Raw genomic sequence first — 15,743 nt, 5'->3', positions numbered from 1 at the left:
GCGATGGAACGCATACCGATTCTTCAAATGGGCGACTTCCTGCTGGTGACCATCCAGGTCGACATGCATGACCAACTCGCCCTGACCCTGCAGGACGACCTGTCCGAGCGCATCAGCCGGACCTCGGCGCGCGGCGTGTTGATCGACATTTCGGCGCTGGACATGGTCGACTCGTTCATCGGCCGAATGATCGGCACCATCTCGGGCCTGTCCAGGATCATGGACGCCCAGACCGTGCTGGTGGGCATGCAGCCTGCCGTGGCGATCACCCTGGTGGAGCTGGGCCTGACCTTGCCCGGTGTCAGCACCGCACTGAACGTCGAGCGCGGTATGAAACTGCTTCAGGACCGAGTACGCCAGCAATGACCGTGCGCAACAGCGGCTCCCAACCGATTCACATCGAGCAGGACGTGGTGCTGGCCCGACAACTCACGCGCAAGCTGGCCACCGAATGCGGCATGCGCCTGATCGACCTGACCAAACTGGTGACCGCCGTCAGCGAGCTGGCGCGCAACACCATGGTGTATGGCGGTGGCGGCGACATGGACTGGCAGATCATCGAGGAAGGCAGCCGTACCGGCGTGCGCCTGGTGTTTCGTGACGAAGGCCCCGGCATCCCGGACCTCAAGCTGGCCATGACCGACGGCTGGACCTCCGGCAGCGGCCTGGGCTTGGGCCTGACCGGCGCCAAGCGGCTGGTGGAAGAATTCGAACTCGATACCGAGCCCGGCAAAGGTACTCGCATAACTATTACCCGATGGACATGAATATCTCGGGGTCAATGACCCAAGTGCTGCCAATCGAAGACAGCAGCCAGGTCGGTCACGCGCGTCGTATTGCCCAGCAGGTCGCGGAAAAACACGGCTTCGATGCCACCGATGCCGGACGGGTGGCCTTGGTGACGACGGAGCTGGCGAGCAATATCCTTAAACACGCCAGCCACGGCGAGCTGCACTTGAGGGTGGTGCCACGCGCATCGAGTGCGGGGATCGAAATCCTCGCCATCGACCGCGCGGCCGGTTTCGACGTGGACGCCTGCCTGGCCGACGGCTTTTCCACCCGCGGCACCCAGGGCATTGGCCTGGGTGCCATATCACGCCAGGCCGAAGTGTTCGATGTCTACGCCGATGCACGCGGGGCGGCGCTGTTGGCCCGCCTCTACCCGCGCAACGACAAGGCTCGGGACCTGCCGATAGGTATCAGCCAGCATTCATTGCACAACGATCCTGCATGCGGTGACACCTGGCATCTGGCATTCGACGGCCCTGGTATCAGTGCATTGGTCATCGACGGCCTGGGACACGGCCCGGAGGCAGAACAGGCGGCCAAGGCTGGCGAAAAAGCCTTTGCCGTCGCGCCTTTCTCCGATCCGACGCTGTTACTCAATGACCTGCATGACGCCATGACCGGCACCCGCGGCGGTGCTGTTGCCGTCGCGCAGTTCGATGGCAACGCCCTGCGATTCGTGGGCATCGGCAACATCGGCGCCAGCCTGATCGGCCCGGAAAAATCCCGTGGGCTGGCCTCCCATCCCGGCATCGTTGGCGGACAATTCCGACGCACCCAACCCTTTGACTATGCTCAAGTGAATGGACATCTGTTGATCATGTACAGCGACGGCCTGCAATCGCGTTGGAACCTGCAAGACTATCCCGGCCTGGTACACCGCCATCCCGCCGTGATCGCCGCCATCCTGCACCGCGACTTCTGCCGTGGGCGTGATGACGTCACGGTGTTGGTCATTGCTCTGGAGACAGCCCATGGCTGATACACCCCTGAGTCAGATCGACGAACAGGCCGCCCTGGTGACACGCCTGCAAGGCGAAGCGGACGCTCTGCGTGCGGAACTGGATGAAACCAACCAGGGTGTACTGGCATTGTATGCCGAGCTCGACACCCAGGCCGAACAACTGCGCCAGGCTTCGGACCTCAAGAGCCGCTTCCTGTCGTACATGAGCCATGAGTTTCGCACGCCACTGGGCTCGATCCTGAGCATCGCCAGCCTGTTGACCGATGAACTCGACGGGCCGCTGAGCCCCGAGCAACACAAACAGGTGAACTTCGTCAGCAATGCTGCGCGCGAACTGAGCGACATGGTCGACGACCTTCTCGATCTTGCGAAGATCGAGGCCGGGCGCATCACCATTTCTCCGGCCTGGTTCGACATGTTCGACCTGTTCGCCGCCTTGCGCGGCATGTTCCGGCCCATCGTCGATGCCAGCGCCGTGGACCTGATTTTCGAGGAACCCGTCGGCCTGCCAAGGTTGTACACCGATGACAAGAAACTCGGGCAGATCCTGCGTAATTTCATTTCCAACTCATTGAAGTTCACCACCCGCGGCGAAGTGCGCGTGTCGGCCAGGCTGGAAGGCAGCGACCGCATCCGTTTCGCCGTTACCGACACCGGGATCGGCATCGCTCCCGAGCTGCATGGTGCATTGTTCGAGGACTTTTCCCAGGTCGACTCCCCCCTGCAGAAGCGCCTGCGCGGTACCGGCCTGGGGCTTTCGTTGTGCAAACGCTTTGCCGCCCTGCTGGGCGGCGAAGTCGGCGTCGAGAGTACGCCCGGGGTTGGTTCGACTTTCTTTGTGATCATCCCGCTGGCGATCGCCACGGAGCCCGCCGATGAAACGTGATATCCGCCTGCTGATCGTCGATGACAACGTTGCCACGCGCTACGCCCTGCGCAGGCGCCTGGAACGGCATGGCTACATCGTGCAAGAAGCCGGGACCGGTGGCGAAGGTCTCGACCTGATCGACAGGGAAACCTTCGACGCGCTGATCCTGGACGTCAACCTGCCGGACATGAGCGGCTTCGACATCGTGCGCAAACTGCGCTCGGAACCTGCCACCGCCCTGCTCCCGGTGATCCATGTTTCCGCCGCCTCGATACAGTCCGGCGACATCATCACCGGCCTGGACGCCGGCGCCGATGCCTACCTGATCCACCCGGTTGACGCCGATGTGTTGCTCGCGACCCTGCGCACCTTGCTGCGGGTACGCGACACCGAAAACGCCCTGCGTGAGAGCGAGGCGCGCTTTCGCGAGATTTTCACCAATATTTCCGCACCCATCGCCGTGCTCGACGCCCAGCTCAAGGTGCACGAATGCAACCATGCCTTCGCCCGGCTCATCCAGGACAACCGCGACCCGGACGCTCTGCGCGAGTCGTTTGCCGATCATCAGGAAGTTATCCTCGATGAACTGCGCCTGCGCTTGAGCGTCGGCGAGCGCTGGAAAGGTACGCTGAACATGCGGGTCGAGGGCGAAGAACGGGAGACCGAGTGGCAGATTTCGCCTTATCGCACGCCGGAGCTGAGCCTGGTGTTCGTCGAGGATGTCACCGAACATCGGCACCGCGAGCGCTCGCACCTGGCACGGCTGGACGACGCCACCTCGCAGCTGGAAACCGAGATCGCCTCACGGGTGCGCACCGAAGCCCAGTTACTGCAAGTGCAGAAGATGGACGCCCTGGGCAAGCTCACCGGCGGCATCGCCCATGACTTCAACAACCTGCTGACCGGCATCATCACCAGCCTGGAACTGATCCAGAAACGCATGGCCGATGCACGGACGGACAAGGTTCAGTTCTATGCCGAAGCGGCCCTCAACTCGGCGATGAGCGCCGCCTCGCTGACCCATCGCCTGCTGGCCTTCGCCCGTCAGCAACCGCTCAATACGCGGCCGGTGGACATCAACGAACACATTCGCTCACTCGAGGAACTGCTGGCGCGCACCATTGGCGAACACATCACCTTGAGATTGGAGTTGACCTCCAAGGCGGCTATCGCCCTGGTCGACCCCATCCAGCTGGAAAGCGCGGTGTTGAATCTGGTGATCAACGCCCGCGATGCCCTGCCCGAGGGCGGCAATATCTGGGTCAGCACCTATGCGGCCTACTCCCATGGCGACCCGAAACTGGCGGACGGCGCCTACGTGGCGCTGGCGGTGCGCGATGACGGCACCGGCATCGAGCACAGCGTGATCGACAAGGTGTTCGATCCGTTCTTCACCACCAAACCGCTGGGCCAGGGCACCGGCCTGGGGCTTTCGAGTATCTACGGTTTCGCCCGGCAATCCGGCGGTGACGCACACATCCGCAGCGTGGCCCGACGCGGCACCGAAGTGACCATCATGTTGCCGGCCAGCAGCGACCCGACCACGGTCGAGCAAGCCCCGCCGGTGGTCGATGCGCAGGGCACTGGCGAGCATGTGCTGATCGTCGAGGACATGCCGTCGGTGCGCATGTTCGTCGCCGAAGTGCTGGTGGATGCCGGCTATCGGTGCACCCAGGCCGGTGATATCGAAAGCGCGCTGGAGCGTTTGCAGAACGACCCGTCCATCGACCTGATGCTGACCGACGTCGGCCTGCCGCGCATGAACGGCCGCGAACTGGCGGACGTTGCCCGTGGCTGGCGCGAAAGCCTGCCGATCCTGTTCATGACCGGCTACGCCGAAAACGCCCTCAATCGCCAGGTGTTCCTCGGCGATGGCATGGACATGCTGGTCAAGCCGTTCCAGATCAGTGAGTTGCTGGACAAGGTTCGGCGGACGATCGACGGGGCCTGAAGATCAAAAGCTCGCGAGCGGGCTCGCTCCCACAGGGGACCGGTGTTGTTCAAACATCCTCTGTAGGAGCGAGCTTGCTCGCGATTGCGGTGGGTCAGTCGATGAACATGTTGGCTGTGCCGGCCCCATCGCGGGCAAGCCCGCTCCTACAGGGGGTATGGGAACACCATAGATCCCCTGTGGGAGCGAGCCTGCTCGCGATGCGGTATCAGCCCTTACCCAACACCCTGGCCAAGAATGGCGCCGTTCGGCTCTTCTTGCTACTGGCAACCTTCTGCGGCGTACCGGCCACGACGATCTTGCCGCCCTGATCCCCTGCCCCCGGCCCGATGTCGATCACCCAGTCACTCTGCGCCACCACGCGCATTTCATGCTCGACCACGATCACCGTGTGCCCCGCCGCCACCAGGTTGTTCAACTGCTCCAGCAAGCGGTCGACATCCCGGGGATGCAGGCCGGTGGTCGGCTCGTCGAGTACGTACAGGGTCGCCCCGCGCTGGTTGCGTTGCAGCTCGGTGGCCAGTTTGATGCGCTGGGCTTCGCCACCGGACAGCTCTGTGGCCGGCTGACCCAGCCTGAGGTAACCCAGGCCGATGTCGCGCAGCACCTCCAGAGAACGGCGAATGCCCGCCTGTTCACTGAAGAATTCCACCGCCTGGTCCACCGTCAACTGCAACACCTGGGCGATGTTCAGGCCCTGCCAGGTGATCGCCAGCGTCTCGGGGTTGTAGCGCGCGCCGTGGCAGGTCGGGCATGGTGCGTAGACGCTGGGCATGAACAGCAATTCAACGCTGACGAACCCCTCGCCTTCGCAGGTTGCGCAACGGCCCTTGGCGACGTTGAAGGAGAACTGCCCGGCGTCGAACCCTGCGGCCTGGGCCTCGTCGGTGGCGGCATAGAGCTTGCGCACGTTATCGAACAGACCGGTGTAGGTCGCCAGGTTCGAGCGCGGCGTACGGCCGATGGGCTTCTGGTCCACCTGCACCAGGCGCTTGATGGATTCCAGGCCGGCGCTGACCTTGCCGCCACTGACCTGCGGCGCGTCGTCTTCCAGGCTCAACTCAGCGGCTTCGCCGTCGCCAGCCCCGCGCCCGAAGTGTGCGCCCACCAATTCCAGCAGCGCCTGGCTGACCAGGCTGGATTTGCCGGAACCGGAAACACCGGTCACGGCAGTGAAGCAGCCCAACGGAAATTCGGCGCTGAGGTTAATGAGATTGTTGCGGGTGATGCCGTCAAGGCGCAACCAGTCCTTCGGTTTGCGCCCGCTCCTTGAGGTCGTGACCTGCTCGGCAAACAGGTAATCTCGAGTCTGCGAGTTCTCCACGCCAGCCAAGCCTTGGGGCGGCCCGCTGTACAAGACCTGCCCGCCATGTTCGCCCGCCGCCGGGCCGACGTCGATCAGCCAGTCGGCCCGGCGCATGGTTTCCAGGTCATGCTCGACCACGAACAGGGTGTTGCCCGCCGCCTTCAAGCCCTGCAAGGCCTCGAACAGCGCTTCACCGTCCGCCGGGTGCAGGCCGGCCGAAGGTTCGTCCAGCACGTAGATCACCCCGAACAACTGCGAGCCCAGTTGCGTGGCCAGGCGCAGGCGCTGCAATTCGCCGGAAGACAGGGTCGGCGTGCTGCGCTCCAGCGCCAGGTAGCCGAGCCCCAGGTCGGTGAGGATGCTGACCCGCTCCAGCAGGTCCTGGGCAATGCGTTGCGCGGCCAGGCGCTTTTCCACCGACAGGTTGGGCGTGTGGCGCACGTCCGGGGCGTTGGCGTGACCGCTGGCACCGTGGGCCACCCGTTGCTCGCGGGCGTCGCGGGTCTGCTGGTGGGTCAACACCTCGCCCGCTTCATCGCCTTCATCAATGTAGCTGTGCGCAGCCACCGGGCGCAAGACCTCGGCCACCTGCAACAGCGACATTTGCGACAGTTCACCGATGTCATAGCCGGCGAAGGTCACCGACAACGCCTCGCGCTTAAGCCGTTTGCCGGCACACAACGGGCACGGGCTGCCGATCATGAATTGCGAGACGCGCTTCTTCATCAGCGCACTTTGCGAATGGGTGAAGGTGTGCAGGATGTAGCGCCGGGCGCCGGAGAACGTGCCCTGGTAGCTCGGCTCCATCTTGCGCTTGAGGGCGACGCGAGTTTCTTCCGGGGTAAGCCCGGCATACACCGGCACGGTCGGGGTTTCCTCGGTGAAGAGAATCCAGTCACGCTGCTTTTTCGGCAGCTTGCGCCAGGGAATGTCGACGTCGATGCCCATGGTCACGAGGATGTCGCGCAGGTTCTGGCCCTGCCACGCCAGAGGCCAAGACGCCACGGCGCGCTGGCGAATGGTCAGGCTGGGGTCAGGGACCATCAGTGCTTCGGTGACTTCATACACTCGTCCCAGGCCATGGCACTCCGGGCACGCGCCCTGAGGCGTATTGGGTGAGAAGTCCTCGGCGTACAGCATCGGCTGGCCCGGCGGATAGCTGCCGGCGCGCGAGTAGAGCATGCGGATCAGGCTCGACAGAGTGGTCACGCTGCCCACCGAAGAGCGTGTACTCGGCGTACCGCGCTGCTGTTGCAAGGCCACTGCCGGCGGAAGGCCTTCGATGGAATCGACGTCGGGCACCCCGACCTGGTCGATCAGGCGCCGCGCATAAGGCGCCACGGATTCGAAGTAACGGCGCTGCGCTTCGGCGTACAGGGTGGAAAACGCCAGGGACGACTTGCCCGAACCGGACACCCCGGTGAACACCACCAATGCGTCGCGGGGGATGTCGACGTCGACGTTCTTGAGATTGTGCTCACGGGCCCCGCGCACTCTGACCATGTTGGAAGGTGGGTTGGTGGGGCGCTTGGCGGTCATGGGTGGCCTTGTCATTGGAATTATGGGGTTTTCACCTGTGGGAGCGAGCCTGCTCGCGATAGGGCTATAACATTCAACATCTTCATTGGATGTAATGCCGCCATCGCGAGCAGGCTCGCTCCCACAGTGAAGCCTGCTCACCCCCTCAGGAATGGGTTTCAGCCATTGAGCACCGTACGCACCATGCGCATCAGCGCTTCGGGGCGGTAGGGTTTGCCCAGCAGGAACGTGTCGGGGCTGAGCTGGTGGTTGCGCGAGATCATGTCACGGGTGTGGCCGGAGGTGAACAGCACCGCCACCGGCGGCGTCTGCACTTTGGCCCAGGCGGCCAGGTCGGTGCTTTTGATCAGGCCGGGCATGACCACGTCGGTGAAAATCAATTGCACCGCCGCCCCCTCCAGCAACATCTGCATGGCGACATCGGCGTTGCTGGCGGTTAGTACCTGGTAGCCCTCCTCCGTCAGCAGCTCGACGGCCGAGGTCCGTACGGCTTCGTTGTCCTCGACCACCAGGATGGTTTCGTGACCACCCTTTTCGTGCGGGCCAGGGTCGGCGGGCTCGACCAGCAACGCCCGCCGGCTGCGCGGGAAATACAACTGCACCCGTGTGCCCTCGCCTTCGACACTGGACATCTCGATGTGCCCACCGCTCTGTTTGACGAAGCCGAACACCATGCTCAGGCCCAGGCCGGTGCCCTTGCCATCGGCCTTGGTGGTGAAGAACGGCTCGAATGCCTGGGCCAGCACCTGCTCGGACATGCCGACACCGGTATCGCTCAGTGCCACCCGCACGTAATCGCCTTCGACGATCCCCTTGCCGGCGCAGAACTGGCGGTCGAGCGTGACGTTCTGCGCATTGAGTTCGATGACACCCTCACCCTGCATAGCGTCGCGGGCATTGATCGCCAGGTTGAGGATGGCATTTTCCAACTGGTTGCGATCGACGTGGATGTACCAGGACGCCTGCGGCAGCCGCACATCAATCTGGATGGTCTCGCCCAGCGCTCGTTGGAGCAACTCGCCCAGGCCTTCGAAAATCTGCAGGGGGTCGCAGACCGCGGGCGACAACGGCTGGCGGCGAGCGAATGCGAGCAGTTGCGCCGACAGCTTGGCGCCGCGCTCCACCGCCGCAATCAATGCCGAGACCCGGCGTTGCACATTGGCATTTTCCGGCTCGTGCCGCGCCAGCAGGTGCAGGTTGCCGGCGATCACCTGCAGCAAGTTATTGAAGTCATGGGCCACGCCGCCCGTGAGACCGCCGATGGCTTCGAGTTTCTGCGACTGGCGCAGTTGCTCTTCGGCCGCCAGCCGCGCGCCGACTTCATCGGCCACGCGCTGTTCGAGATTGCGGGTGAACTTGAGCAGCGACTCTTCGGCGATCTTGCGCTCGTGGATGTCGATCACCACCCCCGGAAAGCGGAACGGCTGGCCCTGCTCGTCGAACTCGCAGCACCCACTGGCCTGCACCCACAGATAACCGCCGTCGGGGCGCAGGACCCGATATTCGGCGTTGAAGGGCTCGCCGGTGGCTACGGAGCGGTTGGCCTGCTCGTTGACCCAGGCGAAGTCGTCGGGGTGGATCTTCGATTCGGCGTACGCGATGGGCAGGTCGTCGAGACGCTGGTCGGGCGGGAAGGAAAAGGTCCGGGCGAAACGCTCATCCCCCGAGAGCCGGTCGGCCTTGATGTCCCAGACGAACGAACCGAGCAAGGCCCCGGCATTCAGCGCCAGGCGCACCCGTTCGTTGTCGGCACGATAAGCAGCCTCGGCTTCCTGGCGCCGGCGCTCGGAGATCACGTGGTCAGTGGTCTCCACCACAATGGCCATGACCCCGGCCGGTTTGCCCGTATCATCGGCCACCGGGCTGTAATACAGGTCCATCCAGACATCTTCGGGCACGCCATCACGCAGCAGCACCAGTTCCTTGCTGTGGAAGGTCAAGGTGCCACCGGCCAGGCAGGTATCGACCACGTTGCGGTTGAATTCGGCGATTTCCGGCCAGCCCAGCTCCACCGGCGCGCCCAACAGATAGGGGTGGCGCCCACCGGCGAAGACCGAGTAGGCGTCGTTGTAGATCATGTAGCCCATCCGCCCCCACAGCATCACGATCGGCACCGGCGAGGCCAGCAGCATCTGTACCGCACTGCACAGGCTGGCGGGCCAGGTGTCGAGGCTGCCCAATTCGGTGTGGCTCCAGTCGAACGTGCGGATCCGACCGGCCATCTCACCGCGCCATCCGGCACACCCGTGGCTATCGTCTAGAAAATGCATCGACTGGCTCTGAGTCCTGTGATTGACGCCCGTTTGTTTCGAGCATCATGCAGGGTAATGGTTTCATTGAGATATAGCTGAATCTGTCGGACACTCCTACAGATCCGCCGGGCTCCTGCTCGCGATGGTCGCCAACGATGACGCTGGGTTTCTGAATGTCCGTGTTGTTCTGGCTGTCATCGCGAGCAGGCTCGCTCCCACAAGGTGCGTTTCCACATAGGGATTGCTGTAATTGGGTTAGTGGAAATCCCGGCTACGCACGTTGATACCGTCGAGCAGTTCACTCAAATCGCTCAAACGCCCGGCGATCAGGTGGCGCACCTCGCCTTCCTTTTCCCAGCGGCCATCGACCTTGAGCAATTGCGAGCCCACCAGCACCTTGCGCTGGCGCTCGGCCAGATCGCGCCAGACCACCACGTTGACGTTGCCGAACTCGTCTTCCAGGGTAACGAAGGTCACGCCACTGGCGGTGCCCGGCCGCTGGCGCCCGGTGACCAGTCCGGCGATGCTGACCGGGCGACCATGCTCGACCGCCTGCAACTCTTTGGAGCTGCGACAGCGCCGGGCCCTCAATTCGCCGCGCAACAGGGCCAGCGGGTGCGGGCCCAGGGTGGTGCCAAGGCTGGTGTAGTCGGCCAGCAGGTTTTCGCCCACTGTCGGCTTGGGCAGTGACACAACGATCTCTTCCTGGCTCGGCAACCCTTCGAACAACCCCAGTTGCTTCTGCACCCCGGCCACTTCCCAGCGCGCCCGATGCCGATCACCGGCCAGCCCGCGCAAGGCACCGGCGTCGGCCAGTTGCTCCTGCGCCCGACTGTCGAGCTGCGCGCGCTCGCCGAGGTCGGCGACGTCGATGAACGCGCCCCTGGTCCGCGCGGCCTCGATGCGCCGGGCATCCTCCTCGCGAAACCCCTTGATCATACGCAGGCCCATGCGAATCGCCGGCTGCCCGACGTTAAGCGGTTCCAGGCTGCAATCCCAGTCGCTGGCGCGCACGTCCACCGGGCGCACCTGCAAATGATGCCGACGCACGTCCTGCAGGATCTGGTCGGGGCTATAGAAACCCATCGGCCAGCTGTTGATCAGCGCACAGGCGAAGGCCGCCGGCTCGTGGCATTTCAACCAGCAACTGGCGTAGGTCAGCAAGGCGAAACTGGCGGCGTGGGACTCGGGGAAGCCGTAACTGCCGAACCCCTTGATCTGCTCGAAGATCTGCGCGGCGAACTCGGCGGTGTAGCCATTTTTCTTCATTCCGGCGGCCAGTCGTTCCTTGTGCGGTTCCAGCCCGCCGTGGCGTTTCCACGCAGCCATGGAGCGACGCAGTTGATCGGCCTCTCCGGGGCTGTAGTCGGCGGCGACAATGGCGATCTGCATCACCTGTTCCTGGAACAGCGGCACGCCAAGGGTGCGCTTAAGTACCACCTCAAGCTGCGGCGACGGATAGGTTTCGGGTTCCTCTTTATTACGCCGGCGCAGGTACGGATGCACCATGCCGCCCTGGATCGGCCCCGGGCGGACGATGGCCACTTCGATCACCAGGTCGTAGAAGGTCCGGGGCTTGAGGCGCGGCAGCATCGACATCTGCGCCCGCGACTCGATCTGGAACACGCCGATGGTGTCGGCGCGACTGATCATCTCGTAGGTGGCCGCGTCTTCAGAGGGGATCGTCGCCAGGGTCAGGTCCTGATTGCGATGGCGGCGCAACAGGTCGAAACAGCGGCGGATCGCACTGAGCATGCCTAGGGCGAGGATATCGACCTTGAGCAGGCCGACCGCGTCGAGGTCGTCCTTGTCCCACTGAATGATGGTGCGATCGGCCATGGCGGCGTTTTCCACCGGCACCAGGGTGTCCAGCGGCTGTTCGGAAATCACGAAACCACCGGGATGCTGCGACAGGTGCCGGGGGAAGCCGATCAATTGATCGGTCAGGCTCAAGACCCGGCGCAGCACCGGGCTTTGCGGGTCGAAACCGGCTTCGACCAGGCGCTCCAGCGGCGGTGTGTTATCGCTCCAGTGACCGCAACAATCAGCCAGGGCATTGATCTGGTCCGGCGGCAAGCCCAAGGCCTTGGCCACGTCGCGCACGGCGCCTGCAGCGTGATAACTGCTGACCACGGCGGTCAACGCGGCGCGCCCGCGGCCATAACGACGGAACACGTATTGCAGCACTTCCTCGCGGCGCTCGTGCTCGAAATCCACGTCGATGTCCGGCGGCTCGTTGCGCTCTTTGGACATGAAGCGCTCGAACAGCAGCGTGGTGCGGTCCGGGTCGATCTCGGTGATGCCCAGGGCGTAGCAAACCGCCGAGTTGGCCGCCGAGCCACGACCCTGGCAGAGGATGTGCTGCTGGCGGGCGAAGCTCACGACGTCGTGCACGGTGAGGAAATAGCTTTCATAACCCAGCTCGGCAATCAGCTCGAGTTCCTTGCTGATCTGGCGCAGCACCTTTCTCGGCGCGCCTTTTTTCCAGCGCCAGGCGATGCCCTCTTTCGTCAGGTGGCGCAGCCAGCCACTGGCGCAGTAGCCCTCGGGCACCAGTTCTTTGGGGTATTGATAACGCAACTGGCCAAGGTCGAAGGTGCAACGCCGGGCCAGGTCCACCGAGGCCTGCAACAGTGCCGGTGTGTACAGCTCGCCCAGCAGTTCGAGGCTGCGCAGGTGCCGTTCGCCATTGGGGTGCAGGCGCAAGCCGGCAGCGGCCACGGGCAGGTGATGGCGGATCGCGGTCATGGTGTCCTGCAAGGCACGGCGGCCACGGCAGTGCATGTGCACATCACCGCTGGCCACGGCCGGAATGTCCAGCGTCCTTGCCAACGCCAATAGTTGCTGCAGGCGCCGCTGATCGTCCTGGCCACGATGCAACTGCACCGCCAGCCACAGCCGGTCGGCGAACACCTGCTTGAGCCAGCGGCCCTGTTCGTGGTCATCCGGCGCATCGGGCACCCACAGCACCTGCAACCCCGGCATGGGCTGGTCGAAGTCACTGGGCAACACCTGGTACTGGCCCTTCTGCGTGCGTCGGCGCGCCTGGGTGATCAGCCGACACAGGTGCTGATAGCCCTCGAGGTTCTCCACCAGCAACACCAGTTTCGGGCCGTTTTCGATGCGCACTTCGCTGCCGATGATCAGCGGCAGCTCCACGGACTTGGCCGCTTGCCAGGCGCGGACAATGCCCGCCAGGGTGCATTCGTCGGTGATCGCCAGGGCCTGGTAACCGTGCTTTTTCGCCCGCTGGAACAGCTCCAGGGCGCTGGAGGCACCGCGCTGGAAACTGAAGTTCGACAGGCAGTGCAGCTCGGCGTAGTCGAGGCTCATGCGAACCAGCCCTGCAACCACAACGGGCCTTCTTCACCCACCGCCCGAAAAGCCCAGCCTTGCTGGCCGCTGCGGGTTTCGATCAGGTAGTAATCGCGGCGCACGTCGTCGCCGTCCCACCAGCCGGTCTCGATGCGTTCCGGGCCCATGAGGATACGCGTCGAGGCGGCATGGACCTCCTGCGGCTCGGTCAGCAGCCAGCCCGGGCGCTGCACCCCCGGCAGGCTCGGGCAGCGGCGGCTGTCGTCACCGGCCTGCCAGGCACATTCGGGGCGGTGGTCGGCCTGGAAGCGCAAACCATGCACCGCGTCATCGCCCAGCCGGGCGCGCAGGCGTTCGCGCAGTTGCTCCCAGGGCAAGGACTGCTGCGGGCGCTCGTCGAACAGTTCCTGATACTGCGGCACGAAGGCCGGCAGGTCTTCGGCGCGCAGGCGAAAACCGCGCACCGGGGCTTCGACCTGCGCCTGCTCCAGCCGCCCGCGGGCCAGCTCGAAGAGCATCGCCGGGTCGCGCTCGGCGCTGAGCAAACCGACCTTGATCACGCTGTCCGGCAAGCCGTTGTGCTCCAGGTGCAGGTCGAACCGCTGCACGCCACTGTCGCGCCCGCAGAGGTACGCCGACAGGTCGCCGGTCAGACGGCGCAGTGGAAACAGCAGCGCCTGGTGGGATTGCACGTCGAAATTGAGTTCGATGCGCACATCGAAACGATCCGGCGGCAGGTAGAACGCCAGCGCCAGGCGCCGCAGGCCCAACAGCGCGTCCAGGTGCTTGAGCACCTGGGCCTCGAAGCGCCGGGCCAGGCTCTGCCGGGGCAACGCCTGGACCTGGCCCAGGGTGCGCAGGCCCATGCGCGACAACGCCGTGGCGACCTTGGCCTCAAGCCCGATACGGTCGACGGGCAATGGCCACAGATGACGTTGCAAGGCTTGTTCGTCAGGCACCACCAGGCCGTCATAGGCGTTGGCCAGGATCCGCGCCGCCACCGGATTGGGCGCCGCGACGATGCGATGACGAAAGCCCAGCTCGTCGAGCTCGCGGCGCAGACGTGATTCCAGTTGCGCCCAGTCGCCGAACAGGCCCAGGCTGGATTCGATCTCGAAGACCACCGCGCGCGGGTAATGCACGCTGACCTGGGCACTGAAGCGATAGGCCCAGGCCGCCAGGAACTGTTGCCAGTGCTCGATTTCGGCGGCGTCGTATTCAGCGGTGGCGAAACCCTTGCTCAGCGCCTGGGCGGCGGTCATCGACTGGCCGGGGCGCAAACCCAGCTCACGCGCCGGGGCGTTGACCGCCTGCAACACCCGGCGCTGCGCCGGACCGGTCAGCAGCGCCAGCGGTTCATCGGGGTTGGCGCGCTGACGCAGTACCGCGTCCAGCGCCAATTGCGGGAAAACAATGCACACCCAACGCATGGCAACCTCAATGCCCCACGGCAAAGGCAATCGGCGCCGAGCGGGCCAGCCCGCCCCGGCACTTGAGCACACGCAATTGCGCAGGCCGGGCGTCAATGGCGATGCGCAGGGCCGCCGGGGACGGGTTGATCGCCTCCTTGATCGAGCGGTAGGCAAACGCCAGGGTCGAGCCGGTTTCGGCCGCCACCTGCAAGCGCCGCAACGCGCGGTCGTCGGCCTTGTGCGGCCAGCACAGCACCGCGCCGCAACTGCCCGAACGCAGGCATTGCTCTGCCGCCCACAGGGCATCGCGTTCGCAGGCCTTGATGATCGACAACTGGCGCAGGTCGATGCCGGCGTTTTCCCAGGCCTGCGGATACGGCACGAACGGCGGCGCCACCAGCACGATACGTTCGCCAGCAGCCGCCAGCCGGGCCAGGGTCGGCCACACCAGTTGCAACTCGCCAATGCCCTGCCCGGCCAGGAGGATTTCGCTCAGCGCCGCTTCCGGCCAGCCACCACTGGGCAGCGCCGCATCCAGCGCGGCATGCCCGGTGGGTTGCGGGCTGGCGGTCGGTGGCGCAGGCCGGCCCTTCCAGACCTGGCCGCCATTGAACAACGTGTCCAGCGCGACGACGGCACCCATCAGCCTTGCCTCACCAGGCCGCAGAACACCCCTTCGATTGCCAGGTCATGGCCGGGCTCGACGACGATCGGCTGATAGGCCGGGTTGCGCGGCAACAGGCGCACCTTGTCGCCGACCCGCTCGAAGCGCTTGATGGTCACTTCGCCTTCCAGCCGGGCGACGACGATCTGCCCGTTGACCGCCTCGGGGCTGCGGTGAACGCCCACCAGGTCGCCATCGAGAATGCCGTCCTCGATCATCGAGTCGCCGCGCACCCGCAACATGTAGTCCGGTGTGCGGGAGAACAGCGCCGGGTCGAGCAGCAGGCGGCTATGTACATCGGCATCGGCACCGATGGGCGCACCTGCAGCCACCCGACCGAGCACCGGGATGTCCAGCAACTCGGGGCGCGCCGGTTGCCCGAGCAAACGAATGCCCCGGGCCTGATGCGGGTTGACCTCGATGAAACCGGCTTCGGTCAACGCCAGCACATGTTTGCGCGCCACGCTGCGCGAGGCAAAACCAAAGGCCTCGCTGATCTCGGCGAGGCTCGGGGACTGACCGTGCTCGGCGATGCGCTCGCGGATGAAGGTCAGGATGGCGGTACGGCGGGGAGTTAAAGTCGTCATGGAGTACATTTGTACTCTTTTGCGATTTTTCTTACAAGAATTTGTAGATGAACTGTAGGAGCGAGCTTGCTCGCGATAGATGCAAGAGCGCCGCTGGGT

General features: G+C 64.6%; 11 protein-coding genes. 5 read left to right on the top strand and 6 right to left on the bottom strand.

Features of this window, described 5'->3' with window-relative positions:
- Positions 1-3 precede the first annotated feature (3 nt).
- The 5 genes from ABVN20_RS23880 to ABVN20_RS23860 are packed head-to-tail and all read left to right on the top strand — an operon-like array spanning position 4 to position 4,569.
- Entirely contained in the window at positions 4-366 is a 363-nt protein-coding gene (locus ABVN20_RS23880) for an STAS domain-containing protein (protein ID WP_368558212.1), read from the top strand.
- Positions 363-767: an ATP-binding protein gene (locus tag ABVN20_RS23875; RefSeq protein WP_368558211.1), complete on the top strand. Its 405-nt coding sequence runs from the start codon at positions 363-365 to the stop codon at positions 765-767. The genes ABVN20_RS23880 and ABVN20_RS23875 overlap by 4 nt, the downstream gene beginning before the upstream one ends.
- Positions 764-1,768, top strand: a complete 1,005-nt coding sequence (locus ABVN20_RS23870) for an ATP-binding protein (protein ID WP_368558709.1) — start codon at positions 764-766, stop codon at positions 1,766-1,768. The genes ABVN20_RS23875 and ABVN20_RS23870 overlap by 4 nt, the downstream gene beginning before the upstream one ends.
- Positions 1,761-2,636 carry a sensor histidine kinase gene (locus tag ABVN20_RS23865; protein WP_368558210.1) on the top strand — a complete coding sequence of 292 codons (876 nt, stop codon included), beginning with the start codon at positions 1,761-1,763 and terminating at the stop codon, positions 2,634-2,636. Before ABVN20_RS23870 ends, ABVN20_RS23865 begins: the two co-directional genes overlap by 8 nt.
- Positions 2,626-4,569 carry a response regulator gene (locus ABVN20_RS23860; RefSeq protein WP_368558209.1) on the top strand — a complete coding sequence of 648 codons (1,944 nt, stop codon included), beginning with the start codon at positions 2,626-2,628 and terminating at the stop codon, positions 4,567-4,569. Before ABVN20_RS23865 ends, ABVN20_RS23860 begins: the two co-directional genes overlap by 11 nt.
- 208 nt (positions 4,570-4,777) lie before the next feature.
- Here ABVN20_RS23860 and ABVN20_RS23855 read toward each other — a convergent pair whose 3' ends face one another.
- From ABVN20_RS23855 to lexA, 6 genes are all read right to left on the bottom strand, one after another.
- Complete coding sequence (locus ABVN20_RS23855) at positions 4,778-7,414, bottom strand: excinuclease ABC subunit A (protein WP_368558208.1); 2,637 nt, start codon at positions 7,412-7,414, stop codon at positions 4,778-4,780.
- A 158-nt stretch (positions 7,415-7,572) separates the two neighbouring features.
- Positions 7,573-9,636 (bottom strand): ATP-binding protein, encoded by a 2,064-nt coding sequence (locus tag ABVN20_RS23850; RefSeq protein WP_368558207.1) that lies wholly within the window; start codon positions 9,634-9,636, stop codon positions 7,573-7,575.
- Positions 9,637-9,921: 285 nt separating this feature from the next.
- The gene (locus ABVN20_RS23845; RefSeq protein WP_368558206.1) at positions 9,922-13,020 is read right to left on the bottom strand and encodes an error-prone DNA polymerase; all 3,099 of its coding nucleotides are present in this window, start codon (positions 13,018-13,020) and stop codon (positions 9,922-9,924) included.
- Positions 12,996-14,411 (bottom strand): DNA polymerase Y family protein, encoded by a 1,416-nt coding sequence (locus tag ABVN20_RS23840; protein WP_368558205.1) that lies wholly within the window; start codon positions 14,409-14,411, stop codon positions 12,996-12,998. Before ABVN20_RS23840 ends, ABVN20_RS23845 begins: the two co-directional genes overlap by 25 nt.
- 7 nt (positions 14,412-14,418) lie before the next feature.
- Positions 14,419-15,036, bottom strand: coding sequence for a translesion DNA synthesis-associated protein ImuA (gene imuA / locus ABVN20_RS23835; protein WP_368558204.1), 618 nt, complete (start codon positions 15,034-15,036; stop codon positions 14,419-14,421).
- Positions 15,036-15,653: a transcriptional repressor LexA gene (gene lexA / locus ABVN20_RS23830; protein WP_368558203.1), complete on the bottom strand. Its 618-nt coding sequence runs from the start codon at positions 15,651-15,653 to the stop codon at positions 15,036-15,038. Before lexA ends, imuA begins: the two co-directional genes overlap by 1 nt.
- Between the last annotated feature and the right edge of the window lie 90 nt (positions 15,654-15,743).

Source organism: Pseudomonas sp. MYb118 (assembly GCF_040947875.1).
Lineage (GTDB): Bacteria > Pseudomonadota > Gammaproteobacteria > Pseudomonadales > Pseudomonadaceae > Aquipseudomonas.
Note: the sequence above shows the minus strand (reverse complement) of the source record. Positions and strands in the feature narration are given on the sequence as shown.